Origin of the sequence: Actinomadura miaoliensis (assembly GCF_039536785.1) — a bacterium.
Classification (GTDB): domain Bacteria; phylum Actinomycetota; class Actinomycetes; order Streptosporangiales; family Streptosporangiaceae; genus Spirillospora; species Spirillospora miaoliensis.
In genome coordinates this window covers 1-22,565 of sequence record NZ_BAAAZG010000004.1, presented here as the reverse complement: position 1 = coordinate 22,565, position 22,565 = coordinate 1, and the positions used below count along the sequence as shown (strand labels likewise).

Below are 22,565 nucleotides of genomic sequence, written 5' to 3'. Positions count from 1 at the left end.
GTCACCTCGATGCGACGCTTCTCCTCTCATCGTGCGCGACGGTGTTCCGTCCCGCAAGGTGCCCGGGGCGGACACGGGTGCGCTGGGTGAGGGCCACGCAGACCAGGACGGCGACCGCGGCCAGCACGGTGAGGCCGTCGATCAGCTCGCCGAGGAGGATGCCCGACCACAGCAGGGTCAGGACGGGCTGGGCGAGCTGGACCTGGCTGGCGCGGGCGATCCCGGCCCGGGCCAGGCCCTCGTACCAGGCGAAGAACCCCAGGTAGGCGGAGAACAGCGCCACGTATCCGAAGCCGGTGACGGTGTGGGCCGTCCAGTCGGGGTCCGTGGTGGCCAGCAGGTAGGCGGTGACGGGAAAGGTGATCGGCGCGCAGATCACGGTGGCCCAGGAGATCACGCGCCAGCCGGCCATGTCGCGGGCCAGGCGGCCGCCCTCGGTGTAGCCGATCGCGGCGGCGACCAGCGCGCCGAACAGCAGGAGGTCGGCGGGGGTGAGGTGGCCGGCGCCCCGGGCGAGCGCGAACGCCGTGACGCAGGCGGCTCCGGCGCCACTGGCCAGCCAGAACGCCGGGGACGGCCGTTCGCCGGCGCGCAGCACGCCGGCCACGGCGGTGGCGGCGGGCAGCAGGCCGACCACGACGGCCGAGTGCGCGGACGAGGCGCCGTGCTCGAGGGCGAGCGTGGACAGCACCGGGAAGCCGAAGATGACGCCGCCGCCGACCGCCAGCAGGCCGGGCAACTGGTCGCGGCGGGGCCGGCGGGCGCGCACCGCGGCCAGCGCGAGCATGGCGAGCACGGCGGCCGCGGCGGAGCGGCCGATGCCGATCAGGTAGGGGTCGAGCCCCTCCAGCGCGTAGACGGTGCTCGGGATGGTGAACGAGTAGATCAGCACGCCGAGCCCGGCCAGGCCCAGGCCGCGCTGCGCTATCGACGCGGGGGCAGTAGCGCTATCCTTACCTCTCATGCAAAAGGATAGCAGTGCGGTCGCCCTGGCCGACGCGCTGCGTGCCGAGGCACGGCGGCTGCGGCCCGGCACCCGCCTGCCGTCCAGCCGCGTCCTGGTCGAACGGCACCGGGTCAGCCCCGTCACGGTGGCGCGGGCCCTCGGGCTGCTGGCCGCCGAGGGCGTCGTGGTGACCCGTCCGGGAAGCGGCACCTACGTCGCCGAGCGTCCCGCCCGGGCGCCCGGACCCGCCGACCACGGCTGGCAGGCGGTCGCGCTCGGCGACCGCTCGATCGAGGCGGGCGGCGTGACGTGGCTGCTGGAGCCGCCGCGCGAGGGCGTGGTGCCGCTCAGCGGCGGCTATCTGCATCCGGTGCTGCAGCCGGTGCGCGCCATCGCCGCGGCGGCGGCGCGCGCGGCCCGGCGTCCGGACGCCTGGGAGGCGCCGCCGCTGGGCGGGATGCCGGAGCTGCGCGCCTGGTTCGCCCGCACGGTCGGCGGCGACGTCACCCCCGCCGACGTGCTGATCACCTCGGGTGGGCAGCAGTCGATCACCACGGTGCTGCGGGCGCTGCTGCCGCCGGGCGCGCCGCTGCTGGTCGAGTCGCCGACCTACGTGGGCGCCACGGCCGTCGCGCGGGCGAGCGGGCTGCACCCGGTGCCGGTCCCGGTGGACGCCGACGGGTTGCGTCCCGACCTGCTCGCCGAGGCGTTCGCGATGACCGGCGCCCGCGCGCTGTACTGCCAGCCGACCTTCCACAACCCGACCGGCGCGGTGCTGGCCGCCGAGCGCCGCGCCCAGGTGCTGGCGGTGGCGCGGGCTGCGGGCGCGTTCGTGGTCGAGGACGACTTCGCCCGTCACCTGGGCATCGAGCCGGGCCCGCCGCCGCTGGTGACCCAGGACGGGGACGGCCGCGTCGTGCACATCGCCTCGCTCACCAAGGCCACCGCACCGAGCCTGCGGGTCAGCGCCGTGATCGCCCGCGGCCCGGTGGCCGAGCGGATCCGCGCCACCCAGCTCGTCGAGGGCTTCTTCCCGGCCCGGCCACTGCAGGAGACGCTGCTGGAACTGGTCAGCTCGCCGGGCTGGCCGCGTCACCTGCGCGCCGTCCGCACCGCCCTGAAGTCCCGGCGGGACGCGCTGCTCGCCGCGCTCGGCCGCGAGCTGCCGGAGTTCCGGGTCACCCGCCCGTCCGGCGGCATCCACCTGTGGGCGCGGCTGCCGGACGGGACGAGCGACGTCGAGCTGGCCGACACGGCGCTGCGCGGCGGCGTGCTGGTGAGCGCCGGACGGCCGTTCTTCCCCGCCGAGCCGTCCGGCCCCCACCTGCGGCTCAGCTACGCCTCGGCCGCGTCCGAGGCCGAACTGGCCGAGGGCGTCCGCCGCCTGGCGGCCGCCCTGCACGCCGCTCCGGACGCCGCCGGCTAACCGTCCTGGGTGACGAAGCAGAACTCGTTGCCCTCGGGGTCGTGCCAGACCTGGAACGGGCGCGCCGGGTTGCCCAGCGGCTCGCCCGCCGGAGACGCGCCGAGACGCCGGGCGCGTTCGCCGGCGACGTGGATGTCGGGCACCCCCACGTCCAGGTGAACGCGGTTCTTGACCGTCTTGCCCTCGGGCACCCGCTGGAACGACAGCACGGGACCGTTCGGCCCCAGGGACTCCAGGTCGATCCAGTCGTCCTCGCGGGACGTCACCTTCATGTCCAGCAGCTCTCCCCAGAACGCCGCCAGGGCGTCGGGGTCGTTGCAGTCGATCGCCACGTTGGTCACCGTCGGCGCCATGGTCGCCTCCTTTGTCGACACCGGTCATCACCGTATGACGGTGTCTTCCCGCATCGCAACCGGTCAATCACGGATACCGGTGTCGCCCCTGGTAGCCTCGGTGCGGAGGGCAGGAGAGGATGATGGCCGAGATGCGAGCCGCGGAATCCGGCCCCGCCCTGCTGCTGCGGGACTTCGTCAACACGCTCGACGTCGAACGCGGCGTCGACCGCTTCACCACGCCCGGCGAGCTGGCGCGCTGGCTGGAGGGCCGCGGGCTGGTCGCGGGCCCGGCGCGCGCGACCAGGCAGGACGTCGCCGTCGCCGTCACCCTGCGCGAGGGCCTGCGCGCCGCCATGCTCGCCCACCACTCCCCCGCCGCCGGCCCGCCGCCCGCGGAGCTGGAGGGGGCGCTGGAGCGGCTGCCGCTGCGGGTCTCGCTGACGGACGGACGGCCCGTGCTCGTACCGGTCGGGTCCGGCGTGGCGGCCGGGCTGGCGCGGATCGCGGCGGCGGTCGTGGCGTCCACGGCGGACGGCACCTGGCCCCGGTTGAAGGTCTGCCAGGAGGACACGTGCCTGTGGGCGTTCCTGGACACGTCGAAGAACCGTTCCCGGGCGTGGTGTTCCATGCGCGTGTGCGGCAACCGCACCAAGACCCGCGCCTACCGGGCGCGCCGCCGCGCCGCGACCCCGGAGACGGCGACCCCGGAGACGGCTCCGGAGGCGGCGCCGGAGGCGGAAGGATCATGACGTGCGTCCGGGACGAGCGCGACCTGTAGCGTGATCGCGTACGCGCGAGGAGAGGACGGAACGTCATGGCCGATGTGGGCGTGCGGCCCGCGCGCCGCCCGGACGCGGCCGCCGTCGCCGACATCCAGGTCCGCGCCTGGCGGCGGTTCTACCGCGACCTGCTGCCCGCCGCCGTGCTGGACGAGGTGACCAGCCCGGCCGCCCGCGACCGCTGGCACGAGCGGTGGGCCGAGTCGATCACCGCGCCGCCGAGCCCGCGGCACCGGGTGCTGGTGGCGGTGGCGTCCGACCTGGTCGTGGGGTTCGCCGCGCACGGCCCCGCCGACGATCCGGGCGCCGCCCCGGGCACCGCCGAACTGGTGACGCTGCTGGTGGACCCGGCGCACACCGGCGCCGGGCACGGCAGCCGCCTGCTGGCCGCCACCGTCGACCTGCTGCGCGACGACGGCACCGAGACGTTGATCACGTGGGTGTTCGAGGCGGACGAGGCGATGCGCGCGTTCCTCGGCTCGGCCGGGTGGGCGCCGGACGGGGCGTCCCGCACCCTGGACATGGGCGAACCGGTGCGCGAGATCCGCCTGCACACCGACATCCGCGAACCGCGGGACCGGCCCGAGCCGTAAAACCGGGGGCGGTGCGGGGCCGCTCCGGCCCGCCCTTATGTTGGAAGCCGTGCCCATGTCCATGCCCCTGACCTCGTCGACCGCGCCGACGCCGGCCCGTGCGACCGGCCGCCGCCGTTGGCTCGGCATGGCCGTGATCAGCCTGGGCGTCGCGCTGATCGTGGTGGACGCCACGATCGTCAGCGTCCTGCTCCCGCAGATCATCTCCGGGCTCGGCCTCACCAGCACCGACGCCGAGTGGGTGACGTCGGTGTACGCGCTGGTGTTCGCCGCGCTGCTGATCCCCTTCGGCCGGGCGGGCGACCTGTTCGGGCGGCGCCGCCTGTTCGTGCTGGGCGTGGGCGTGTTCACGGTCGCGAGCGTGGCCGCCGCGCTGGCGCCGGGCGGCTCGGCGCTGATCGGCGCGCGCGCCGCGCAGGGCGTGGGCGCCGCGATGATCCTGCCCGCCACCCTGTCGACGGTGCACGCGACGTTCACCGGACGGGACCGGGCCGTGGCGTTCGGGATCTACGGTTCGCTGATCAGCGGCATGGCCGCGCTGGGCCCGCTGGTGGGCGGCGCGGTGGCGTCCGCGTCGGGCTGGCGGTGGGCGTTCGGCGTGAACCTGCCGCTGGGCGCCGCGCTGGCCGCCGGGGCGCTGCTGCTCATGCCGGAGACCCGCGCGCCGCGTCCGGCGCGCGCGGACGGACGGCGGGGCGCGCTGCGCGACATCGACTGGGCGGGCGGCGTGCTGTCGGCGCTCGGGTTCGGCGCGCTGATGTGCGGGCTGATCGAAGGCCAGTCCTACGGCTGGTGGACGGCGACCCGGGGGTTCTCGGCCGGACCGTTCGACTGGCCCGCGACCGGGCTGTCGCCCATCCCGATCATGCTGGGGCTGTCGGCGGTGCTGCTGTCGGCGCTGGTGCTGGTGGAACGCGCGCGGGCCGCCGCGGGCCGCCCGGTGCTGCTCGACCTCACCCTGTTCAAGATCCCCGGCTTCCGGCGCGGGAACCTGACCCTGGCCCTGGTCAACGTGGGCGAGCTGGGCCTGCTGTTCGTGCTGCCGCTGTTCCTGCTGGGCGCGCACGGCAGCGCGCCGCTGCAGATCAGCCTGGCGATCCTGCCGCTGGCGGCCGGCGCGTTCCTGGCGGGCGGCGCCGCCGGACGGCTCGCGCAGCGCGGCGGCCCGCACCGGGTCGTCCAGCTCGGCATGGCGCTGGAGGTCGCCGCCGTCGTCGCGCTGGCGGTCACCCTCGGCCCCGCAACCGGCGGCCTCGGCCTGGCGCCGTGGATGCTGCTGTACGGGCTCGGGCTCGGCCTGACCTCCGCGCAGCTCACCAACGTGTCGCTGATGGACGTGCCGAGGGCGCAGGCGGGCCAGGCGTCCGGCACCCAGTCCACCTCCCGGCAGGTCGGCGCCGCCCTCGGCATCGCGTTCGTCGGCGCGGTGTTCGCCACCAGCCTCGGCGACGCCATGGCCGACCGGCTCCAGGACGGCCCCCTGACCGCGGACCGGCAGGCGGCGATCGTGCATGAGCTGCGCCACAGCGCCGGAACGTACGCGCGCGACCTGCACGACGCGCCCGGCATGGGCGACGTGGCGCGGGCGGCGGACGAGAGCCTGGCCGTGGCGACGAAACGGGCCGTGCTGGCGACGGGCGCCGTCCTGGCGCTCGGCATGGTGATGACGCTGCGGCTGCGTCCGGCCGCCGGCTCGGCGGGCTCCGGCGGAGGGCCGGGCGCACGCGGTGATCGGGATCGGCCAGAATCTAGGCGGTAACCCGTCCCGACGCACCGCGTCCCCGACCGAACAGCGTCCCCGAACAGCGTCCCTGAACAGAGGTCACCGTGGCCACGCTCTCCCAATGGGTCGCCGGATCCCGGCCCCGCACCCTGCCCGCCTCCGTCGTACCCGTCGCCGTCGGCACGGGGGTCGCCATCGACCAGGACGGGTTCGTGTGGTGGCGGGCCCTGCTCGCGGCGTTCGTCGCGCTGCTGCTGCAGATCGGCGTCAACTACTCCAACGACTACAGCGACGGCATCCGCGGCACCGACGAGGCCCGCGTCGGGCCGCTGCGGCTGGTCGGCTCCAAGGTCGCCCCGCCCCGCCAGGTGCTGGCGGCCGCCCTCGGCTGCTTCCTCGCCGCCGCCGTGGCCGGCCTGGTGCTGGCCGCCGTGACCACCTGGTGGATCCTGCTGGTCGGCGCCGCCGCGATCCTGGCCGCCTGGTTCTACACCGGCGGCGCGAACCCCTACGGGTACCGGGCGCTCGGCGAGCTGTCGGTGTTCGTGTTCTTCGGGCTGGTCGCCGTCGTCGGCACCGTGTACGTCCAGACGGAGACGCTGCCGTGGGAGGCGTGGGCGGCGGCGGTGCCGGTCGGGCTGCTGGCCTGCGGGCTGCTGGTCGTCAACAACCTGCGCGACATCCCCACCGACGCCACGTCCGGCAAGCGCACCCTCGCCGTCCTGCTGGGGGACCGCCGCACCCGCGTCCTGTACGCCGCGTGCACCGCCCTGCCGTTCACCATCGTGCTGGCCGTGGCCGCCCCGCACCCGTGGGCCCTGCTCGCGCTGCTGGCCGCGCCGCTGTCGGTGCCGCCCGCGCAGACCGTGATGGGCGGCGCGACCGGCCCGGCCCTGATCCCCGTGCTGGGCCAGACCGGCCGCCTGCAGCTGGCGTTCGGCGCGCTGTTCGCCGTCGGCCTGGCCCTGTGAGCCGCCTCCCCTGGGCCTGCTAGGCCAGTTCGGGCGCGGCCAGCTCCCAGCGGATCTCGGGCTGGCCCGCGTCGACGAGGGCCTTGTTGACGGCGCTGAACGGCTTGGTGCCGAAGAACTTCTTGGCGCTCAGCGGGCTGGGGTGCGCCGACTCGAGTACGACGTGGTGCGCGCCCGTGACGAGCGGGGCCTTCTTGCGCGCGTACCCGCCCCACAGCACGAACACCACCCGGTCGGTCTTGTCGTTCAGCGCGCGGATGGCGGCGTCGGTGAACTGCTCCCAGCCCTTGCCCGCGTGCGAGCCCGCCTGCCCCTCGCGCACCGTCAGCACGGCGTTGAGCAGCAGGACGCCCTGGTCGGCCCACGGGGTCAGGTCGCCGGACTTGGCGACCGGCACGTCCAGGTCGGCGGCCAGCTCCTTGAAGATGTTGCGCAGCGACGGAGGCAGCCGCACGCCCTCGCGGACGCTGAAGCTCAGCCCGTGCGCCTGCCCCGGCCCGTGGTAGGGGTCCTGTCCGAGGATCAGCACGCGCGCCTGGTCGAACGGGCAGTGCCGGAACGCGTTGAACAGGTCCTCCCGGGGCGGGTACACGGTGCCGGAGTCGTACTCCTGCGCCACGAAGGCGCCCAGCCCGGCCATCGCCTCCGGGTCCAGCAACGGGCCCAGCCGGCGCCGCCAGTCGTCGGGCAGCAGCTCCATCAGGTCGAGCGACATCCACGCCTCCGTTTGGGGGGAAGTTTCGTTACGCGCACGCGCGGACGCGTGCGGGGCCGGCACGCCGTCGTCCGGCGCCTCCGTCTGCACGCACATTAGCCGCGCGCACTGACACACCGGGGACGAATCACCGGCGGCGACCATAGCCATCCCTAAGATGAGGCCATATGCCCGACACCCCCCGTCGACGGCGCCTGGCCGCCTGCGCCGTCCTCGTCCTGCTCTGTCTCGCGGGGACCGCGGGGGGCTGCGGCCGCTCGTCCGGCCCCAGGACGCTGACCGTGCTGGCCGCTTCGTCGCTCACCGAGGTCCTCGGCGAGCTCACCACCGCCTACACCCAGACGCACCGGGACGTGCGGATGCAGACCGTCTTCGGCGGCTCCCAGGAGATGGCCGCGCGGCTGGAGGACCGCGGCACCGGCGACGTGCTGATCACCGCGGACGAGACGACGATGAACGACGCCGAGGCCGACCTCACCGGCCCCCGCCGCGTCGTCGCGCACAACTCGATGACGATCGCGGTCGCGCCCGGCAATCCCCGGCGCATCCGCGACCTGTCCAGCCTGACCCGGCCGGGCCTGCGGATCGCGATCGGCGCGGAGTCCGTCCCGGCCGGCCGCTACGCGCGTCAGCTGCTGGCCCGCGCGGGCCTGACCGTGCGGTGGACGTCCGAGGAGATCAACGTGCGGGCCGTGCTGGACCGGGTCCGCACCGGCGAGGCCGACGCCGGGCTGGTCTACATCACCGACCTGCGCTCGGCGGGCATCGCCACCAGCAGCGTGCCGATCCCCGCCGGGCAGAACGTCACCGCCACCTATCCGGCCGCCGTGGTCAAGGACAGCGCGCACGCGCGGGACGCGGGCGACTTCGTCGCCTGGCTCACCTCACCCACCGCCCGCGCGCTGTTCCACAAGTACGGCTTCGTCCTCCCGGAGGCTCCGCAGGCTCCGCAGGCCTAGCAGGCGGCGGCGGTCCAGGAGCATTCGAGGTCCGCACGCGGCGTGACCGTGCGGGCGGCGCGCCGGAGGGACGGACCGCCGGCGAGCCGGATCGCGATCCTGTCCTCGATGTCCTTGGGCGCGGACCGGGCACGGTAGCCGTTGAGGACGATGGAGAAGATCAGGCGGCGGTCGTCGGGCCCCCTGACATAGCCCGACAGGGCGGTGACGCCGGTGAGGGTGCCGGTCTTGGCGCGCACGTTGCCCGCGGCGGCGCTGTGCCTCATCCGGGACGCCAGCGTGCCGCCCACCCACGGGTGAGGGTGCCCGGCCACCGGCAGGGCGTCGGCGAAGGCGGGGAACCAGCGCCTGCCGCGCACCCGCAACAGCAGTTCGGACAGCTGCCGCGCCGTCGTCCGGTTCGAGCGGGACAGACCGGAACCGTCGGCGAACGTCAGACGCGAGGTGTCCACGCCGAGACGCCCCAGCTGGCGGCGCGTCACCGACAGGCCCGCGGGCCAGCTCCCGACGCCCTTCCTCTTACGGCCCATCGCCTTGACGAGGATCTCGGCGATGGTGTTGTTGCTGAGCTTCATGTAGGGGACGGCCAGCCTCCTCAACGGCATGGAGCGGCGGACGGCCACCCTCCTGGCGCGGGCGGGCGTACGGCCGCGCACGGTGGCGCCCTCGACGCGCACGCCGTGGGCGCGGAGCGCGGCGCGGAAGACGGCCGCCGCGTACAGGGTGGGTTCGTGGACGCTGCGCAACTGCCGGCGCACGGGCCCGTCCGCCGGATACGACCCGGTGACACGGACCGTGGTGGTGCCGCGCGGCCTGGTGATGGACAGCGTCGACCTCGTCCCGGGCGCGCCGGTCCTGGCCCGGTTGTCGACGGTGAGGTAACGGGTCGAAGGCCACAACGCGACATGGACGGGCGCGCCCGGACGGCCCGCGGCGACGTTCACCCGCACGGCCCCGGCGTGGAGTTCCCGATCCGGAGAAAGCGTCAGAGCGGACACCTGGGCGGCGTAGGCGTACTGCTCGTCGTCGGCCTCCCAGTCGCCTCCCAGGCGCCGGTCGTCGAAGTGGGTGTCGTCGGCGACGAGCCTGCCCTCGACGCGCCGGATCCCCGCCCTGGCCACCGCCCCGGCCAGCCGCCGGTAGTCGCGCGGCCGCAGCGTCGGGTCGCCGGTGCCCTTGAGGTACAGGTCGCCGCGCACCCGCCCACCGCGCCGGGGCCCGGACGCGACGGTCGTGCGGAACCGGTACCGGGGCCCAGCACGCCGAACGCGGCCGCGAGGGTCGGCAGCTTCTGGTTGGACGCGGGCATCAGCGGCGTGTCGGCGCCCCGCTCGTACAGGGTCCGCCCCGTTCCCGCGTCACGCACCACGACACCGACCCCGGCGCCCGCCAGACGCGGGTCGGCGAGGATGGCGCCGATGTCGCCCCGGAGGTCGTCCGGGTCGGCCACGACGGCACGGACCGCCGGCGTGGAGACGGCGGTGACGGCCGTCGTGACCGCCACCACGGCGGCGAGCAGCGCGCTACGCATGGCGAGAGCCTAGCGACGCAGCGTCACTCCAGTGTGGAAGGCAGGCGGCCGTTCTCGCACATGGCCACGCAGTCGTCGTGGCTCCTGAGCACGTCCAGGACGGCGGGATGCGGCGCGGCGTACACGGTGAGGTAGTCCTCCTCACCCAGCGCGGGATCGGGACGGTAGGCCAGCGCGTCCTCCATGGCGGAGAAACGCACGTCGACGCCCGGCTTGTTGCCGCGCGGGTCGAGCCGCACCCACCGGTCGTCGATCAGCGCGGCGGCCAGCCCGTGCACGACGAAGCCGTCGCCGTCCCGCAGACGCTGGTAGCACAACCCCGCCTGGACGCCGCCCGCCCGCAGCAGCGCCACGAACGCGTGCGCCTTGGCGTAGCACAGGCCGGTGCCCTCGCTCAGCACGTCCGACGCGCGCCAGGTGACACGTCGGTCGCCCGCGTCCAGGGAATGGGTCACCCGGTCGCGGACGTACTCGAACGCGCCCCGCGCGTAGGCGACGTCGTCGCCGGTGCGCAGCTCGGAGGCGACCCGCTGCACCACCGGATGCTCGTGGTCGATCGCCTCGTCCTCGGCGAGGTAGTCCCAGGGCTCCCCCGCGAAGCGCATCACAGCCCGAGCAGCGACTCGATGCCCACGGTGAGCCGGTCGGGCAGCCCGGCGACCGAACGCACGCCCAGCAGCACGCCCGGCATGAACGACTCGCGGTTCATCGAGTCGTGCCGGACGGTGAGGACCTCGCCGTGCCCGCCGAGCAGCACCTCCTGGTGGGCGATCAGGCCGGACAGGCGGACGGCGTGCACCCGCACCCCGTCCACGTCGGCGCCCCGCGCGCCCTTGAGCTCGGCGGTGGTGGCGTCCGGCGAGGGACCCGTACCCGCCTCGCCGCGCGCCGCCGCGACCAGCTCGGCGGTGCGGTGCGCGGTGCCGCTCGGCGCGTCCGCCTTGTTCGGATGGTGCAGCTCGATGATCTCGACGGACTCGAAGAACGGGGCGGCCTTCTGCGCGAAGTGCATCATCAGCACGGCGCCGATGCCGAAGTTGGGGGCGATGAGCACGTTGCCCTTGCCGTGCGCCGTCAGCCAGGACCGCACGGTGTCCAGCCGGGACGCGTCGAAGCCGGTGGTGCCCACCACCACGTGCAGGCCGTGCTCGACGCACCACCGCACGTTGTCCATGACCGCGTCGGGATGGGTGAAGTCGACCGCGACGTCGGCGGCGGCGAGCGGGTCGCGCACGTCGTCCTGGTCGACGGCGGCCACCAGCTCCATGTCGTCCGCGCCCTCCACGGCCCGGCACACCTCGGCGCCCATGCGTCCGCGCGCGCCCAGCACCCCGACTTTGATCACGTTCTCCTCCTGTTCGGACCGGTGACCGAGCCTATCCCAGCCGCAGGTCAGAGGGTGAAGTCGCGGTCGCCGAACGGGCCGATGACGGTGAGGGCCTGCGGCCCGGCCAGCACGTCGCGGGCCACCGCGCGCACGTCGTCCAGGGTGACGGCGTCGATGCGGGCCAGCACCTCGTCGACGGCCAGCAGCGACTCGTACACCAGCTCGCTCTTGGCGATGCGGCTCATCCGCGAGCCGGTGTCCTCCAGGCCCAGCACCATGCCGCCGCGCAGCTGCCCCTTGCCGCGCGCCAGCTCCTCTTCGGTCAACCCGCGCTCGGCCACGGACGCCACCTCGTCCCGGCAGATGGACAACACCTCGTCGACCTTGCCGGGCTGGCAGCCCGCGTACACGCCGAAGACGCCGCTGTCGGCGTACTGGGAGGTGTAGCTATAGACCGAGTACGCCAGGCCGCGCTTCTCCCGGACCTCCTGGAACAGCCGCGACGACATCCCGCCGCCCAGCGCCGCGTTCAGCACCCCGAGCGCGAACCGGCGGTCGTCGCCGCGGGCGACGCCGACGCCGCCGAGCACCAGATGGGCCTGCTCGGTGTCCTTGTCCAGCACGCGGACGGACGGGGACACCGAGACGGGCTCGCCGCCCAGCCGGGGCGGGTTGGGCAGCTCGTCGCCGGCCAGCCGGTCGGCGTAGGCCTCCCGCACCAGCCGGACGACCTCGTCGTGGTCGACCCGGCCCGCCACCGCCACGACCAGGTTCGGCAGGACGTAGCGCTCGCGGTAGTAGCCGTGGATGCGGTCCCGGGTCAGCGCGTTGATCGACTCGACCGTGCCCAGGATGGGACGGCCCAGCGGCTCGTCCCCGTACAGCGCGGCGGCGAACTCGTCGTGGATCAGGTCGCCGGGGTCGTCGTCGCGCATGTGGATCTCTTCGAGGATCACGCCGCGCTCGGCCTCGACGTCCTCGGGCCGGTTCAGCGAGGACGCCACCATGTCGCACACCACGTCGGCGGCCAGCGGCAGGTCGGAGTCCAGCACCCGCGCGTAGTAGCAGGTGTACTCCTTGGACGTGAAGGCGTTCAGGTCGCCGCCGACCGCTTCGACCGCGGCGGAGATCTCCAGCGCGGACCGGCGCGCGGTGCCCTTGAACAGCACGTGCTCCAGGTAGTGGCTGGCGCCCGCGTCGGCGGGGGCCTCGTCTCGGGAGCCGACGCCCGCCCAGATGCCGAACGCCGCCGAACGCACCGTCGGCATCGACTCGGTCACCACGCGCAGCCCGCCGGGCAGCACCGTCCGCTTGACCGGGCCGGAACCGTCGGTGCCGGGGTGGATGGTCTGGGTCGTTCCGGGCTCCTGCGCCCTCGCCGCCAGGGTCACGTGTCGCTCGCATTCACTCGGGGGCGGACGATCCGGCGCCTCGCGCCGGGTCGAAACAGGCCGACCGGCCACCCCAAGAGTAGGGGGAGGCCGGTCGGGAGGTCAGGCGACCGCAGCGAGGCTCCAGCGGAGCGCGGACCGCCTGACCGACTGACGGGGGTATGGGGGTCGCCCCCCATACGGTCAGGTGTTGCGCTGGGCCGCGTCGTCGCCTCCGCTGCGGCGGGTGCGGCGACGGCGCGGACGCCGGCGCTCGCCGCCCTCGGACTCGGAGGCGCCGCCGTCCTCGGTCGGCTCGGCGGTCTCGGCCACGGCGACCTCGCCGTCACCGTCGTCGTCGCCGGCGTCGGAACCGGCCGCGGCCTGCTCGCGCTCGGCGGTCTCGCGCTCGACGACGTCCACCGGCACCAGCGACAGCTTGCCGCGCTGGTCGATCTCGGTCACCTCGACCTGGATCTTCTCGCCGACCTTGATGACGTCCTCGACGTTCTCGATCCGGGCGCCGCCGTGCAGCTTGCGGATCTGCGAGACGTGCAGCAGGCCGTCCTTGCCGGGCAGCAGCGACACGAACGCGCCGAACGCCGTGGTCTTGACGACCGTGCCCAGGTACCGCTCGCCCACCTCGGGCATGTGCGGGTTGGCGATCGCGTTGATCGCCTGCCGCGCGGCCTCGGCGGACGGGCCGTCGGTGGCGCCGACGTAGATCGTCCCGTCGTCCTCGATGGTGATGTCGGCGCCGGTGTCGTCCTGGATCGAGTTGATCATCTTGCCCTTGGGGCCGATCACCTCGCCGATCTTGTCGACCGGAACCTTGATGGTGATGATCCGCGGCGCGTTCGGGCTCATCTCCGCGGGCGCCTCGATCGCCTCGGCCATCACGTCCAGGATCGCCAGCCGCGCGCCCCGGGCCTGACGCAGCGCCGCGGCCAGCACCTGGGCGGGGATGCCGTCCAGCTTGGTGTCCAGCTGCAGCGCCGTGATCACGTCACGGGTGCCGGCGACCTTGAAGTCCATGTCGCCGAAGGCGTCCTCGGCGCCGAGGATGTCGGTCAGCGTGACGTACTCGCCGCCCTCGTGGATCAGGCCCATCGCGATGCCGGCCACCATCGCCTTGAGCGGCACGCCCGCGTCCAGCAGCGACATGGTGGACGCGCACACCGAGCCCATCGAGGTGGAGCCGTTGGAGCCGACCGCCTCCGACACCTGCCGGATCGCGTAGGGGAACTCCTCGCGGCTCGGCAGCACCGGGATCAGCGCCCGCTCGGCCAGCGCGCCGTGCCCGATCTCGCGGCGCTTGGGCGAGCCGACCCGGCCGGTCTCACCGGTGGAGTACGGCGGGAAGTTGTAGTGGTGCATGTAGCGCTTGGTGCGATCGGGGTTGAGCGTGTCGATCGTCTGCTCCATGCGCAGCATGTTCAGCGTCGTCACACCCAGGATCTGGGTCTCGCCGCGCTCGAACAGCGCCGAGCCGTGCACCCGCGGGATCACGTGCGCCTCGGCCGCCAGGCTGCGGATGTCCTTGACGCCGCGGCCGTCGATGCGCACCCCGTCGCGGATGATGCGCTCGCGCACCAGCCGCTTGGTCAGGGCGCGGAACGCCGCGGGGATCTCCTTCTCCCGGCCCTCGAAGTCGGCGGCCAGCTTCTCCAGCGCGGACGCCTTGATCTCGTCCAGGCGGTTCTCGCGGGTCTGCTTGTCGGCGATCGTCAGCGCCTCGGTCAGCTCGGCGGCCGCGGTGGCGTTGACCGCCTCCAGCACGTCGTCCTGGTAGTCGGGGAACAGCGGGTACTCGGCGGTCGGCTTGGCGGCCTTGGCGGCCAGCTCGGCCTGCGCCTTGCACAGGGCGGCGATGAACGGCTTGGCGGCCTCCAGGCCCTCGGCCACCGTCTCCTCGGTGGGGGCCACGGCGCCGTCGGCCACCAGGGCCAGGGTGTCGCGGGTGGACTCGGCCTCCACCATCATGATCGCGACGTCGCCGTCCTCCAGCACCCGGCCGGCGACCACCATGTCGAAGGTGGCCCGCTCCAGCTCGGGGTGGGTGGGGAAGCCGACCCAGCGGCCGTCGATCAGCGCGACGCGCACGCCGCCGATCGGGCCCGAGAACGGCAGCCCGGCCAGTTGGGTGGACAGCGACGCGGCGTTGATCGCCACCACGTCGTACAGGTGGTCGGGGTGCAGCGACAGGATCGTCGCCACGACCTGGATCTCGTTGCGCAGCCCCTTGACGAACGACGGGCGCAGCGGCCGGTCGATCAGCCGGCAGGTGAGGATGGCGTCCTCGGACGGCCGGCCCTCACGGCGGAAGAACGAGCCGGGGATGCGCCCGGCGGCGTACATCCGCTCCTCGACGTCCACCGTCAGCGGGAAGAAGTCCAGGTTCTCCTTGGGCTTCTTGGACGCGGTGGTCGCCGACAGCACCATCGTCTCGTCGTCGAGGTAGGCGACGGCCGAGCCGGCGGCCTGGCGGGCCAGCCGGCCGGTCTCGAACCGGACGACGCGGATGCCGAGCGGTCCGTTGTCGATCACGGCCTGGGAGCTGTGCGCCCCTTCCATGCGCGCGCCCTGGCTCACGGGAATCTCGGTCACGGGAATCTCCTTGGTTTCTCGTGCGCCCTCGCGGCCCGGTTCCCGTGGATGTCGCGCTGTGCCGGTCTTCGATCGAAGCGCCCGGATCGTCCCACGTAGTCGTGCGTCCCCCACCCGTCTCCGGCGGAGGCATGATCCGGGAGCCACTACCGAGGACCGGCCCGCACCAGGGGGATGTCCGCGAGGCTCTTTCTGTGTTCAGTTATCCGGCCGGAGGCGGTTTCACTCCCGCCGGGCGGAAAAAGTCGGAGGGAGCGGCCCCGAGCGAGCCGCTCCCCCCACCGTCCTAGCGGCGCAGACCGAGACGCTCGATCAGCCGCCGGTAGCGGTTGATGTCCTTGTTCTGCAGGTACTTCAGGAGCCGGCGACGCTGGCCGACCAGCAGCAGCAGGCCGCGGCGGCTGTGGTGGTCGTGCTTGTGCTCCTTGAGGTGCTCGGTCAGATCGTTGATCCGCCTGGTCAGCAGCGCGACCTGGACCTCCGGGGATCCGGTGTCACCCTCAGCGGTCGCGTACTCGGCGATGATCTTCTGCTTGGTAGCGGTGTCGAGCGGCACGTGGCTCCTTCAATGAGATCGTCATCCGCAGATCCCGCACCCTGGCGGGCGCTCGGGTCCGCATGATGCGTTCAGGAATAAGGGGGCGAGCCGCATGAGGGTGCAGCCCACCGGCCGGTATGGTTCCGGCGACTCTTCACCGTACCATGCCCGGCTTGTGCACCGGTCGCCGTCCCCGACGGACGGTGATCGTCCGGCTTCGCCCCGTGCGGGCCGCGTGACCCGTGCCGGCGTCCCGGCCGGTGCCGCCCTCCGGCCTAACTCGCGTCCGGGGCGGTGGCGGTGATCTCGCGGGTGCGCTCCACGTCCCGGTGCATCTGCTCGATCAGCGACTCGACCGAGTCGAACTTCAGCGTGTCGCGCAGGCGGGCCTGGAAGTCCACGGCCATGTGCTCGCCGTACAGGTCCAGGTCGTCGCGGTCGAGCGCGTACGCCTCGACGGTGCGCTCGCCGGTGCCCTCGAACGTGGGGTTGGTGCCGATGGAGATCGCGGCGGGCCAGCGGAAGCCCGGGTAGCGGTCGGAGTCGCACACCAGCCACCCGGCGTAGACGCCGTCGCGGGGGATCGCGGTGTGCGGCAGCGTCTCCAGGTTGGCGGTGGGGAACCCCAGCGCGCGTCCCCGCATGTGCCCGCGCACCACCACGCCCTCCACGCGGTGCGGGCGGCCCAGCGCGTGCGCGGCGCTCTCGACGTCGCCCGCGTCCAGCCGGGAGCGGATGTAGCTGGAGGAGATCGTGTCGCCGTTGGCCACCAGCGGCATGCCCTCGGCGGTGAAGTCGTACTTCTCGCCCAGCTCCTGCAGCAGCGCCACGTCGCCCTTGGCCCGGTGGCCGAACCGGAAGTCCTCGCCGACGATCACGTGCGCCGCGTGCAGCCGGTCGACCAGCACCGACTGGACGAACTCGTCCGGCGGCACCTTCGACAGCTCCAGCGTGAACGGCACCACGACCACCGCGTCGGTGCCGAGGCCCTCCAGCAGTCCGATGCGGCGCCCGGTGGTCGCCAGCAGCGGCGGATGGGTGCCCGGCCGGACGACCTCGTCGGGATGCGGATCGAAGGTGATCACCACCGACCGCAGGCCGCGCGCGCGGGCCAGCTCGGCGGCCCGGCCGACGATCCGCTGGTGCCCGCGGTGGACGCCGTCGAACACGCCGATGGTGACGACCGACCTGCCCCAGTCGGCGGGAACCTCGTCGAGGCCATGCCAGCGCCGCACCATGCACTCCCCTGCGTCGGAACCTGCCTGCCCGGTCTTTCCTGTCGCATCACAGACTGCCATGCGCGGCCCCGCCACACGACCGAGGGGGCCGCCTCACGACGACGACACCCGCCGGACCGCGAAGAGTTTACTCGGGGGCAACAATGGCCGGGCGACCCGCTACGGGACGAAGACGGCCAGCGGCTTGGCCACCCTGCCCTGCTCCTCCATCAGCGCCAGCAGCGTCCCGTCGGGCGCGAACACCCCGACCGGCCCCGGCCCCAGGCCCGCCGCGGGCAGCCGCCCGCCGTGCATGACCTTGCGCGCCTCGTCGGCCGACACCTCGCGGCGCGGGAACGCGGCCGCCACCGCCTCGGCCATCGGCAGGATCTCCAGCTTCTCGGCGAGCTGGTCCAGCGTGCGGGCCATGGCCAGGTCGTAGGGGCCGACGCGGGTGCGGCGCAGCGCGGTCAGGTGGCCGCCGCAGCCGAGCGCGGCGCCCAGATCGCGGGCCAGCGCCCGGATGTAGGTGCCGGACGAGCAGGTGATGGACGCGTCCACGTCCACCAGGTCACCGTGGCGGCGCACGCCGGTGACGGTGAACGCGTGCACCGTCACCGGACGGGCCGCCAGCGCCACCTCCTTGCCCTCGCGGGCCATCTTGTAGGCGCGTTTCCCGTCCACCTTGATCGCGCTGACCTGCGGCGGCACCTGGCTGATCGGCCCGGTCAGCGCCGCGACCCCGGCGCGCAGCGCCTCGTCGGTCACGTCCGCGGCCGACGCGACGGCGGTGATCTCGCCCTCGGCGTCGTCGGTGTTGGTGGACTGGCCGAGCCGGATCGTGGCGTCGTAGCCCTTCTCCGTCAGCGCCAGATGCCCCAGCAGCCGGGTCGCCGCGCCCACGCCGACCACCAGCACGCCGGTGGCCATCGGGTCGAGGGTGCCGGCGTGCCCGACCCGCCGGGTGCCGGCCAGCCGCCGCATGCGGCCGACCACGTCGTGGCTGGTCCAGTCGGCGGGCTTGTCGACGACGACCAGCCCTGAGATCTGTGCGCCGGTGCTCACCCTGCTCCCCCGTGGGTCCGCTGGTCGCCGGGGCCGCGCAGCACGGCGCGCAGCCGGTCGATGGTGTCGGCGGGCTCGCCCGTGGCGGTGAACGCCGCGGCGGTGCGGTGCCCGCCCCCGCCGAGCTCGCCGCAGGCGCCGCCCACGTCGACCCGGCCCCGGGACCGGGTGGAGACGTACCAGTCGCCCTCGTCGGTCTGCTTGCACACCACCGCGACCTCGGCGTCGTCGGCCCGCCGAAGCTGGTCGATGACGCCTTCGAGCTGGTCGTAGGGGACGCCGCGGTCGGCGCGGTCGGCCCGGCTGATCGCCGTCCACAGCAGGCCCAGGCCGCCAGCGGCGTCGCGGTCGAGCCGGGCCCGGCCCAGGGCGCCCGCCAGCACCTGCAGGTAGCCGAACGACGCGCGGTCCCACAGCTCGCGGCTCACCTCGTCGGGACGCACCCCCGCCTCCAGCAGCCGCGCCGCCATCGCGTGCACGGCGGGCGTGGTGCACCGGTACCGGAACGATCCGGTGTCGCTGGCCAGGCCCGCGTACAGGCCGAGGGCGATGTCGCGGGTGAGCGGGACGCGCAGCAGGCGGATCAGCTCGTCCACCAGCATCGCGGTGGCCGCCGCGTCCGGGTCGACCAGCCGGACCTGCTCGTGCCCGCAGGGGCCGAACCCGCCGCCGGCCGCGTGGTGGTCCAGGACGATCAGCGTCGCGGCGGTACGCGCCCGCGACGCCAGCGACCCCAGCCGGTCCACCGCCGCGGTGTCCAGCGCGATCATCAGCTGCGGGGCGGCGGGCATCCGCCACGGCTCGACCAGCAGGTCCTGGCCGGGCAGGAACCGCAGGCTCGACGGGACGGTGAACGGCTCGCCGAACGAGGCCAGCACCTGCTTGCCCAGGGACCGCAGCGCCAGGGCCAGCGCCAGCATGGAGCCCAGCGCGTCCCCGTCGGGGGTCACATGGCAGGCCAGGCAGATCTCGTCGGCCTTGCCGATCAGCTCGACCGCGCGGTCCCAGTCGGGGCCGGACCAGCGGGCCGGCGCGTCGCCGCGGCCGGACTCGCCGCGACCGGGTTCACCGCCGCCCGACCGCGCGCACGGCGCGGCGGCGCGGCGCTCGGCCCCGGGGCCGCACCGGCGCCCGGCGGCGCACCGGATCACCTCGGCGTACGGCCCCTCCCACGGCCCCAGGGCCTCGACCTCGGACCAGGTCTCGGCGCCCTCGGGCAGACCGGCACCGCCCCGCGCGGCGGCGATCCAGCCCTCCCACGGCATGGCGGGCAGACCGGGCTCGGGCGGCGTCGCGGGCTGGGAGGCCTGCGCGGTCGTCTCCCCGGGCCGGCTCTGCGGGCCCCAGCGAAGGTGCGGCGGGGTCGCACCGAGTAGGGCCGAGCGCCTCGCGCGCCCCTCCGGTTCAGTCATCTGACGAGTGTCCCGCCGCGCCGTCCCCGCCGTCTGTGCCGTCGGGCTCCTCATCGGCCTCACCCGTGCGGTAGGGGTTGGCATCCCCCGCCGGTGTGGCCGACCGGGCGGCCTGGGCCACCTCGGCGTCCTTGGCGCGGGCCTTGGCGAGCAGGTCGTCGATGTGCGCGGCGTTCTCGATCACGGCGTCCGGGACGAAGGTGATGCTCGGCGTGTGCCGGATGCCGGTCTTGCGGCCGACCTCCGACCGGATCACGCCCTTGGCGCTCTCCAGCGCCGCGGCGGTCTCCTTGCGCTCGCCCTCCGAGCCGTAGACGGTGTAGTAGACCGTGGCGTCGCGCAGATCGCCCGTGACGCGGGTGTCGGTCACGGTCACGAAGCCGAGCCGAGGGTCCTTGATCCGCCGCTCCAGCATCTCGGCGACGATCTGCTGGATGCGGTCGGCGAGCTTGCGCGCCCGGGCTGCGTCCGCCATGGTCGCACTCCTTTTCTATGGTCCTGGCAGGGCCGGGGCGACGCGGGGATCTCGCGCCCGGCCCGCGGGGCTCGGCACCGCGCCCCCGCGCCCCCGCTCAGTCTTCGTCGTTGAACAGCCGCCGTCTGGCCGACAGCAGCTCGATCTCCGGACGGCCCGCGACGAGCCGTTCGCAGTCGTCCAGCACCTGCGAGCAGTTGCCCGCCGTGGCCGACACCACCGCCACCGCGATCTCCGCCCGCCGGTGCAGATCGAGCGCGCCGGTCTCGGCGACGGCCACCGCGGGGAACCGCCGGTTCACCTCGGCGATGATCGGACGCACGACCGACCGCTTCTGTTTCAGCGAACGCACGTCGCCCAGCAGCAGATCCAGCGTCAGCGCACCCACGTACACCTGGTCGGTCACCTCGGGTAGTCGATATGACCCCGCGCGCGTGCGGGGTGTGGAGGCCGCCCCGCGGGAACGCCGCGTCCGGAGCGGGCCGGGGGCGACGGCGCCCTCCCCGCGGGCGGTGCCGGACCGGTCACGGCGACGCGGCCCGGCTGCCGGTCGGGGGCCCGGCGGCCGTCATGACGCAAGGGTAGAAGATCCACCCGGCGTCCTGTCACGCGGTTTTCGGGAACAGGACCGCGGGCCGTGTCGCCACGGCCCGCGGCCCGTCCTCGCTCGCGCGACTCGGTTCGGTCGGTTCGGTCGCGAGTGTCAGTCGCGCGGCTTCTCGCGCATCTCGAAGCACTCGATGACGTCACCGAGCTTGATGTCGTTGTAGCCGACGCCGATACCGCACTCGAAGCCCTCGCGGACCTCGGTCGCGTCCTCCTTGAACCGGCGCAGCGACGACACGGTGAGGTTGTCGGCCACCACGACGCCGTCGCGGACCAGCCGCGCCTTGGCGTTGCGCTGGATGACCCCCGAGGTGACCATCGAACCGGCCACGTTGCCGATCCGCGGCACCTTGAAGATCTCGCGGATCTCCGCGGTGCCGAGCTGGACCTCCTCGAACTCCGGCTTCAGCATGCCCTTGAGGGCCGCCTCGACCTCCTCGATCGCCTGGTAGATGACCGAGTAGTAGCGGATGTCCACGCCCTCGCGGTCGGCGATCTCCTGCGCGTTGCGCTCGGCCCGCACGTTGAAGCCGATGATCACCGCGCCGTCGGAGGCCAGCGACAGGTTGACGTCGTCCTGCGTGATCGCGCCGACACCGCGGCGGATCACCCGCAGGGTGACCTCCTCGCCGACGTCGATCTTCAGCAGCGAGTCCTCCAGGGCCTCCACCGAGCCGGACACGTCGCCCTTGAGGATGAGCAGCAGTTCCTGCCGCTCGCCCTGCTTGATGAAGTCCTCCAGGGACATGCTGCGGCGGGTGCGCATCAGCTCGGCGTTGCGCTTGCGCGCCTCGCGCTTGTCGGCGATCTGCCGGGCGACCCGGTCGTCGTCGACGACCAGGAAGCTGTCGCCCGCGCTGGGCACGGCGGTCAGGCCGAGCACCTGCACCGGACGCGACGGCGGCGCCTCCTCGACGTTCTTGCCGTTCTCGTCGAGCATCGCCCGCACGCGGCCGTGCGCCACGCCGCAGACGATCGAGTCGCCGACCTTCAGCGTGCCGCGCTGCACCAGCACGGTCGCCACGGCGCCCCGGCCGCGGTCGAGGTGGGCCTCGATGGCCGACCCCTGGGCGGGCATGTCCGGGTTCGCCTTCAGGTCGAGCTCGGCGTCGGCGGTCAGGATGATCGCCTCGAGCAGCCCGTCGATGTTGGTGCGCTGCTTGGCCGACACGTCCACGAACAGGGTCTGCCCGCCGAACTCCTCGGCGACCAGGCCGTACTCGGTCAGCTGGGCGCGCACCCGCTGCGGGTCGGCGCCCTCGACGTCGACCTTGTTGACCGCGACCACGATCGGCACCCCCGCCGCGGTGGCGTGGTCGATCGCCTCGGTGGTCTGCGGCTTGACGCCGTCGTCGGCGGCGACCACCAGCACCACCAGGTCGGTGGTGTCGGCGCCGCGGGCACGCATGGCGGTGAAGGCCTCGTGACCCGGGGTGTCGATGAAGGTGATCTTGCGCTCTTCGCCGTCGACCTCGGTCTCGACCTGGTAGGCGCCGATGTGCTGGGTGATGCCGCCGGCCTCGCCCGCCTGGACGTTGGCGTGCCGGATGGCGTCCAGCAGCTTGGTCTTACCGTGGTCGACGTGACCCATGACGGTCACGACCGGCGGACGCGGGCGCAGGTTGTCCTCGCCGCCCTCGTCCTCGCCGAACTCGATGTCGAACGACTCCAGCAGCTCGCGGTCCTCGTCCTCCGGGCTGACGATCTGGACGTCGAAGTCCAGCTCGATGCCCAGCAGCTTGAGGTCGTCCTCGTTGACCGACTGGGTCGCGGTGACCATCTTGCCCAGGTGCAGCATGATCTGCACCAGCGAGGCCGGGTTGGCACCGATCTTCTCGGCGAAGTCGGTCAGCGACGCGCCCTGCGGCAGGCGGATCGTCCTGCCGCCGCCCCGCGGGGCCTGCACGCCGCCGATCGCCGGCGCCTGCATGCTGTCGACGAACTCCTGGCGCCGCTGCCGCTTGGACTTG

General features: G+C 73.8%; 20 protein-coding genes and 1 pseudogene. 6 read left to right on the top strand and 15 right to left on the bottom strand.

The annotated features are described in order from the left end of the window. Position 1: 1 nt before the first annotated feature. The gene (locus ABD811_RS07100) at positions 2 to 964 is read right to left on the bottom strand and encodes a DMT family transporter (protein WP_344942649.1); all 963 of its coding nucleotides are present in this window, start codon (positions 962 to 964) and stop codon (positions 2 to 4) included. Between ABD811_RS07100 and ABD811_RS07095 the strand changes: the two genes are divergently transcribed. Further along, positions 963 to 2,372: an aminotransferase-like domain-containing protein gene (locus ABD811_RS07095; RefSeq protein WP_344942646.1), complete on the top strand. Its 1,410-nt coding sequence runs from the start codon at positions 963 to 965 to the stop codon at positions 2,370 to 2,372. The two genes, ABD811_RS07100 and ABD811_RS07095, sit on opposite strands and share 2 nt — an antisense overlap. Here the strand turns inward: ABD811_RS07095 and ABD811_RS07090 are convergent. After that, complete coding sequence (locus ABD811_RS07090; RefSeq protein ID WP_344942643.1) at positions 2,369 to 2,725, bottom strand: VOC family protein; 357 nt, start codon at positions 2,723 to 2,725, stop codon at positions 2,369 to 2,371. The genes ABD811_RS07095 and ABD811_RS07090 overlap by 4 nt on opposite strands. A gap of 131 nt (positions 2,726 to 2,856) precedes the next feature. Between ABD811_RS07090 and ABD811_RS07085 the strand changes: the two genes are divergently transcribed. The 4 genes from ABD811_RS07085 (at position 2,857) to ABD811_RS07070 (ending at position 6,773) form a co-directional block, all read left to right on the top strand. Next, positions 2,857 to 3,456 carry a CGNR zinc finger domain-containing protein gene (locus tag ABD811_RS07085; RefSeq protein ID WP_344942641.1) on the top strand — a complete coding sequence of 200 codons (600 nt, stop codon included), beginning with the start codon at positions 2,857 to 2,859 and terminating at the stop codon, positions 3,454 to 3,456. A gap of 65 nt (positions 3,457 to 3,521) precedes the next feature. Next, positions 3,522 to 4,079, top strand: a complete 558-nt coding sequence (locus tag ABD811_RS07080) for a GNAT family N-acetyltransferase (RefSeq protein WP_344942638.1) — start codon at positions 3,522 to 3,524, stop codon at positions 4,077 to 4,079. Between the two features lie 55 nt (positions 4,080 to 4,134). Next, positions 4,135 to 5,838: an MFS transporter gene (locus ABD811_RS07075; RefSeq protein ID WP_344942774.1), complete on the top strand. Its 1,704-nt coding sequence runs from the start codon at positions 4,135 to 4,137 to the stop codon at positions 5,836 to 5,838. Positions 5,839 to 5,906: 68 nt separating this feature from the next. Further along, on the top strand, positions 5,907 to 6,773 hold the full coding sequence (locus ABD811_RS07070; RefSeq protein ID WP_344942635.1) for a 1,4-dihydroxy-2-naphthoate polyprenyltransferase: 867 nt from the start codon (positions 5,907 to 5,909) through the stop codon (positions 6,771 to 6,773). 19 nt (positions 6,774 to 6,792) lie between these two features. On the opposite strand, the gene ABD811_RS07065 is transcribed toward ABD811_RS07070, so the two are convergent. After that, positions 6,793 to 7,488 (bottom strand): uracil-DNA glycosylase, encoded by a 696-nt coding sequence (locus ABD811_RS07065; protein WP_344942632.1) that lies wholly within the window; start codon positions 7,486 to 7,488, stop codon positions 6,793 to 6,795. 167 nt (positions 7,489 to 7,655) lie between these two features. Between ABD811_RS07065 and modA the strand changes: the two genes are divergently transcribed. Continuing rightward, positions 7,656 to 8,447 carry a molybdate ABC transporter substrate-binding protein gene (gene modA / locus ABD811_RS07060; protein ID WP_344942629.1) on the top strand — a complete coding sequence of 264 codons (792 nt, stop codon included), beginning with the start codon at positions 7,656 to 7,658 and terminating at the stop codon, positions 8,445 to 8,447. On the opposite strand, the pseudogene dacB reads toward modA, so the two are convergent. The 12 genes and pseudogenes from dacB to infB form a co-directional block, all read right to left on the bottom strand. Then, positions 8,444 to 9,978 (bottom strand): annotated as a pseudogene (gene dacB, locus ABD811_RS07055) (D-alanyl-D-alanine carboxypeptidase/D-alanyl-D-alanine endopeptidase). The gene modA and the pseudogene dacB overlap by 4 nt on opposite strands. A 23-nt stretch (positions 9,979 to 10,001) precedes the next feature. After that, the gene (locus ABD811_RS07050; RefSeq protein ID WP_344942769.1) at positions 10,002 to 10,583 is read right to left on the bottom strand and encodes a transglutaminase-like domain-containing protein; all 582 of its coding nucleotides are present in this window, start codon (positions 10,581 to 10,583) and stop codon (positions 10,002 to 10,004) included. Then, the gene (gene dapB, locus ABD811_RS07045; RefSeq protein WP_344942626.1) at positions 10,583 to 11,323 is read right to left on the bottom strand and encodes a 4-hydroxy-tetrahydrodipicolinate reductase; all 741 of its coding nucleotides are present in this window, start codon (positions 11,321 to 11,323) and stop codon (positions 10,583 to 10,585) included. The genes ABD811_RS07050 and dapB overlap by 1 nt, the downstream gene beginning before the upstream one ends. A gap of 47 nt (positions 11,324 to 11,370) precedes the next feature. Next, positions 11,371 to 12,696 carry a M16 family metallopeptidase gene (locus ABD811_RS07040; protein WP_344942623.1) on the bottom strand — a complete coding sequence of 442 codons (1,326 nt, stop codon included), beginning with the start codon at positions 12,694 to 12,696 and terminating at the stop codon, positions 11,371 to 11,373. Positions 12,697 to 12,879: 183 nt separating this feature from the next. Continuing rightward, positions 12,880 to 15,249: a polyribonucleotide nucleotidyltransferase gene (locus ABD811_RS07035; RefSeq protein ID WP_344942766.1), complete on the bottom strand. Its 2,370-nt coding sequence runs from the start codon at positions 15,247 to 15,249 to the stop codon at positions 12,880 to 12,882. Positions 15,250 to 15,568: 319 nt separating this feature from the next. Next, positions 15,569 to 15,838 (bottom strand): 30S ribosomal protein S15, encoded by a 270-nt coding sequence (gene rpsO / locus ABD811_RS07030; RefSeq protein WP_344942619.1) that lies wholly within the window; start codon positions 15,836 to 15,838, stop codon positions 15,569 to 15,571. Positions 15,839 to 16,095: 257 nt separating this feature from the next. Further along, positions 16,096 to 17,055: a bifunctional riboflavin kinase/FAD synthetase gene (locus ABD811_RS07025; protein ID WP_344942616.1), complete on the bottom strand. Its 960-nt coding sequence runs from the start codon at positions 17,053 to 17,055 to the stop codon at positions 16,096 to 16,098. Between the two features lie 162 nt (positions 17,056 to 17,217). Next, positions 17,218 to 18,102 (bottom strand): tRNA pseudouridine(55) synthase TruB, encoded by an 885-nt coding sequence (gene truB / locus ABD811_RS07020; RefSeq protein WP_344942612.1) that lies wholly within the window; start codon positions 18,100 to 18,102, stop codon positions 17,218 to 17,220. Beyond that, complete coding sequence (locus tag ABD811_RS07015; protein ID WP_344942610.1) at positions 18,099 to 19,514, bottom strand: DHH family phosphoesterase; 1,416 nt, start codon at positions 19,512 to 19,514, stop codon at positions 18,099 to 18,101. Before ABD811_RS07015 ends, truB begins: the two co-directional genes overlap by 4 nt. Then, a complete protein-coding gene (gene rbfA, locus ABD811_RS07010; RefSeq protein WP_344942607.1) occupies positions 19,507 to 19,989 on the bottom strand; it encodes a 30S ribosome-binding factor RbfA in 483 nt (160 codons plus the stop codon). The genes ABD811_RS07015 and rbfA overlap by 8 nt, the downstream gene beginning before the upstream one ends. 97 nt (positions 19,990 to 20,086) lie before the next feature. Then, positions 20,087 to 20,395: a DUF503 domain-containing protein gene (locus ABD811_RS07005; protein ID WP_344942604.1), complete on the bottom strand. Its 309-nt coding sequence runs from the start codon at positions 20,393 to 20,395 to the stop codon at positions 20,087 to 20,089. Between the two features lie 297 nt (positions 20,396 to 20,692). Then, the coding region (gene infB / locus ABD811_RS07000) for a translation initiation factor IF-2 (protein ID WP_344942601.1) at positions 20,693 to 22,565 on the bottom strand (1,873 nt) is incomplete at its 5' end.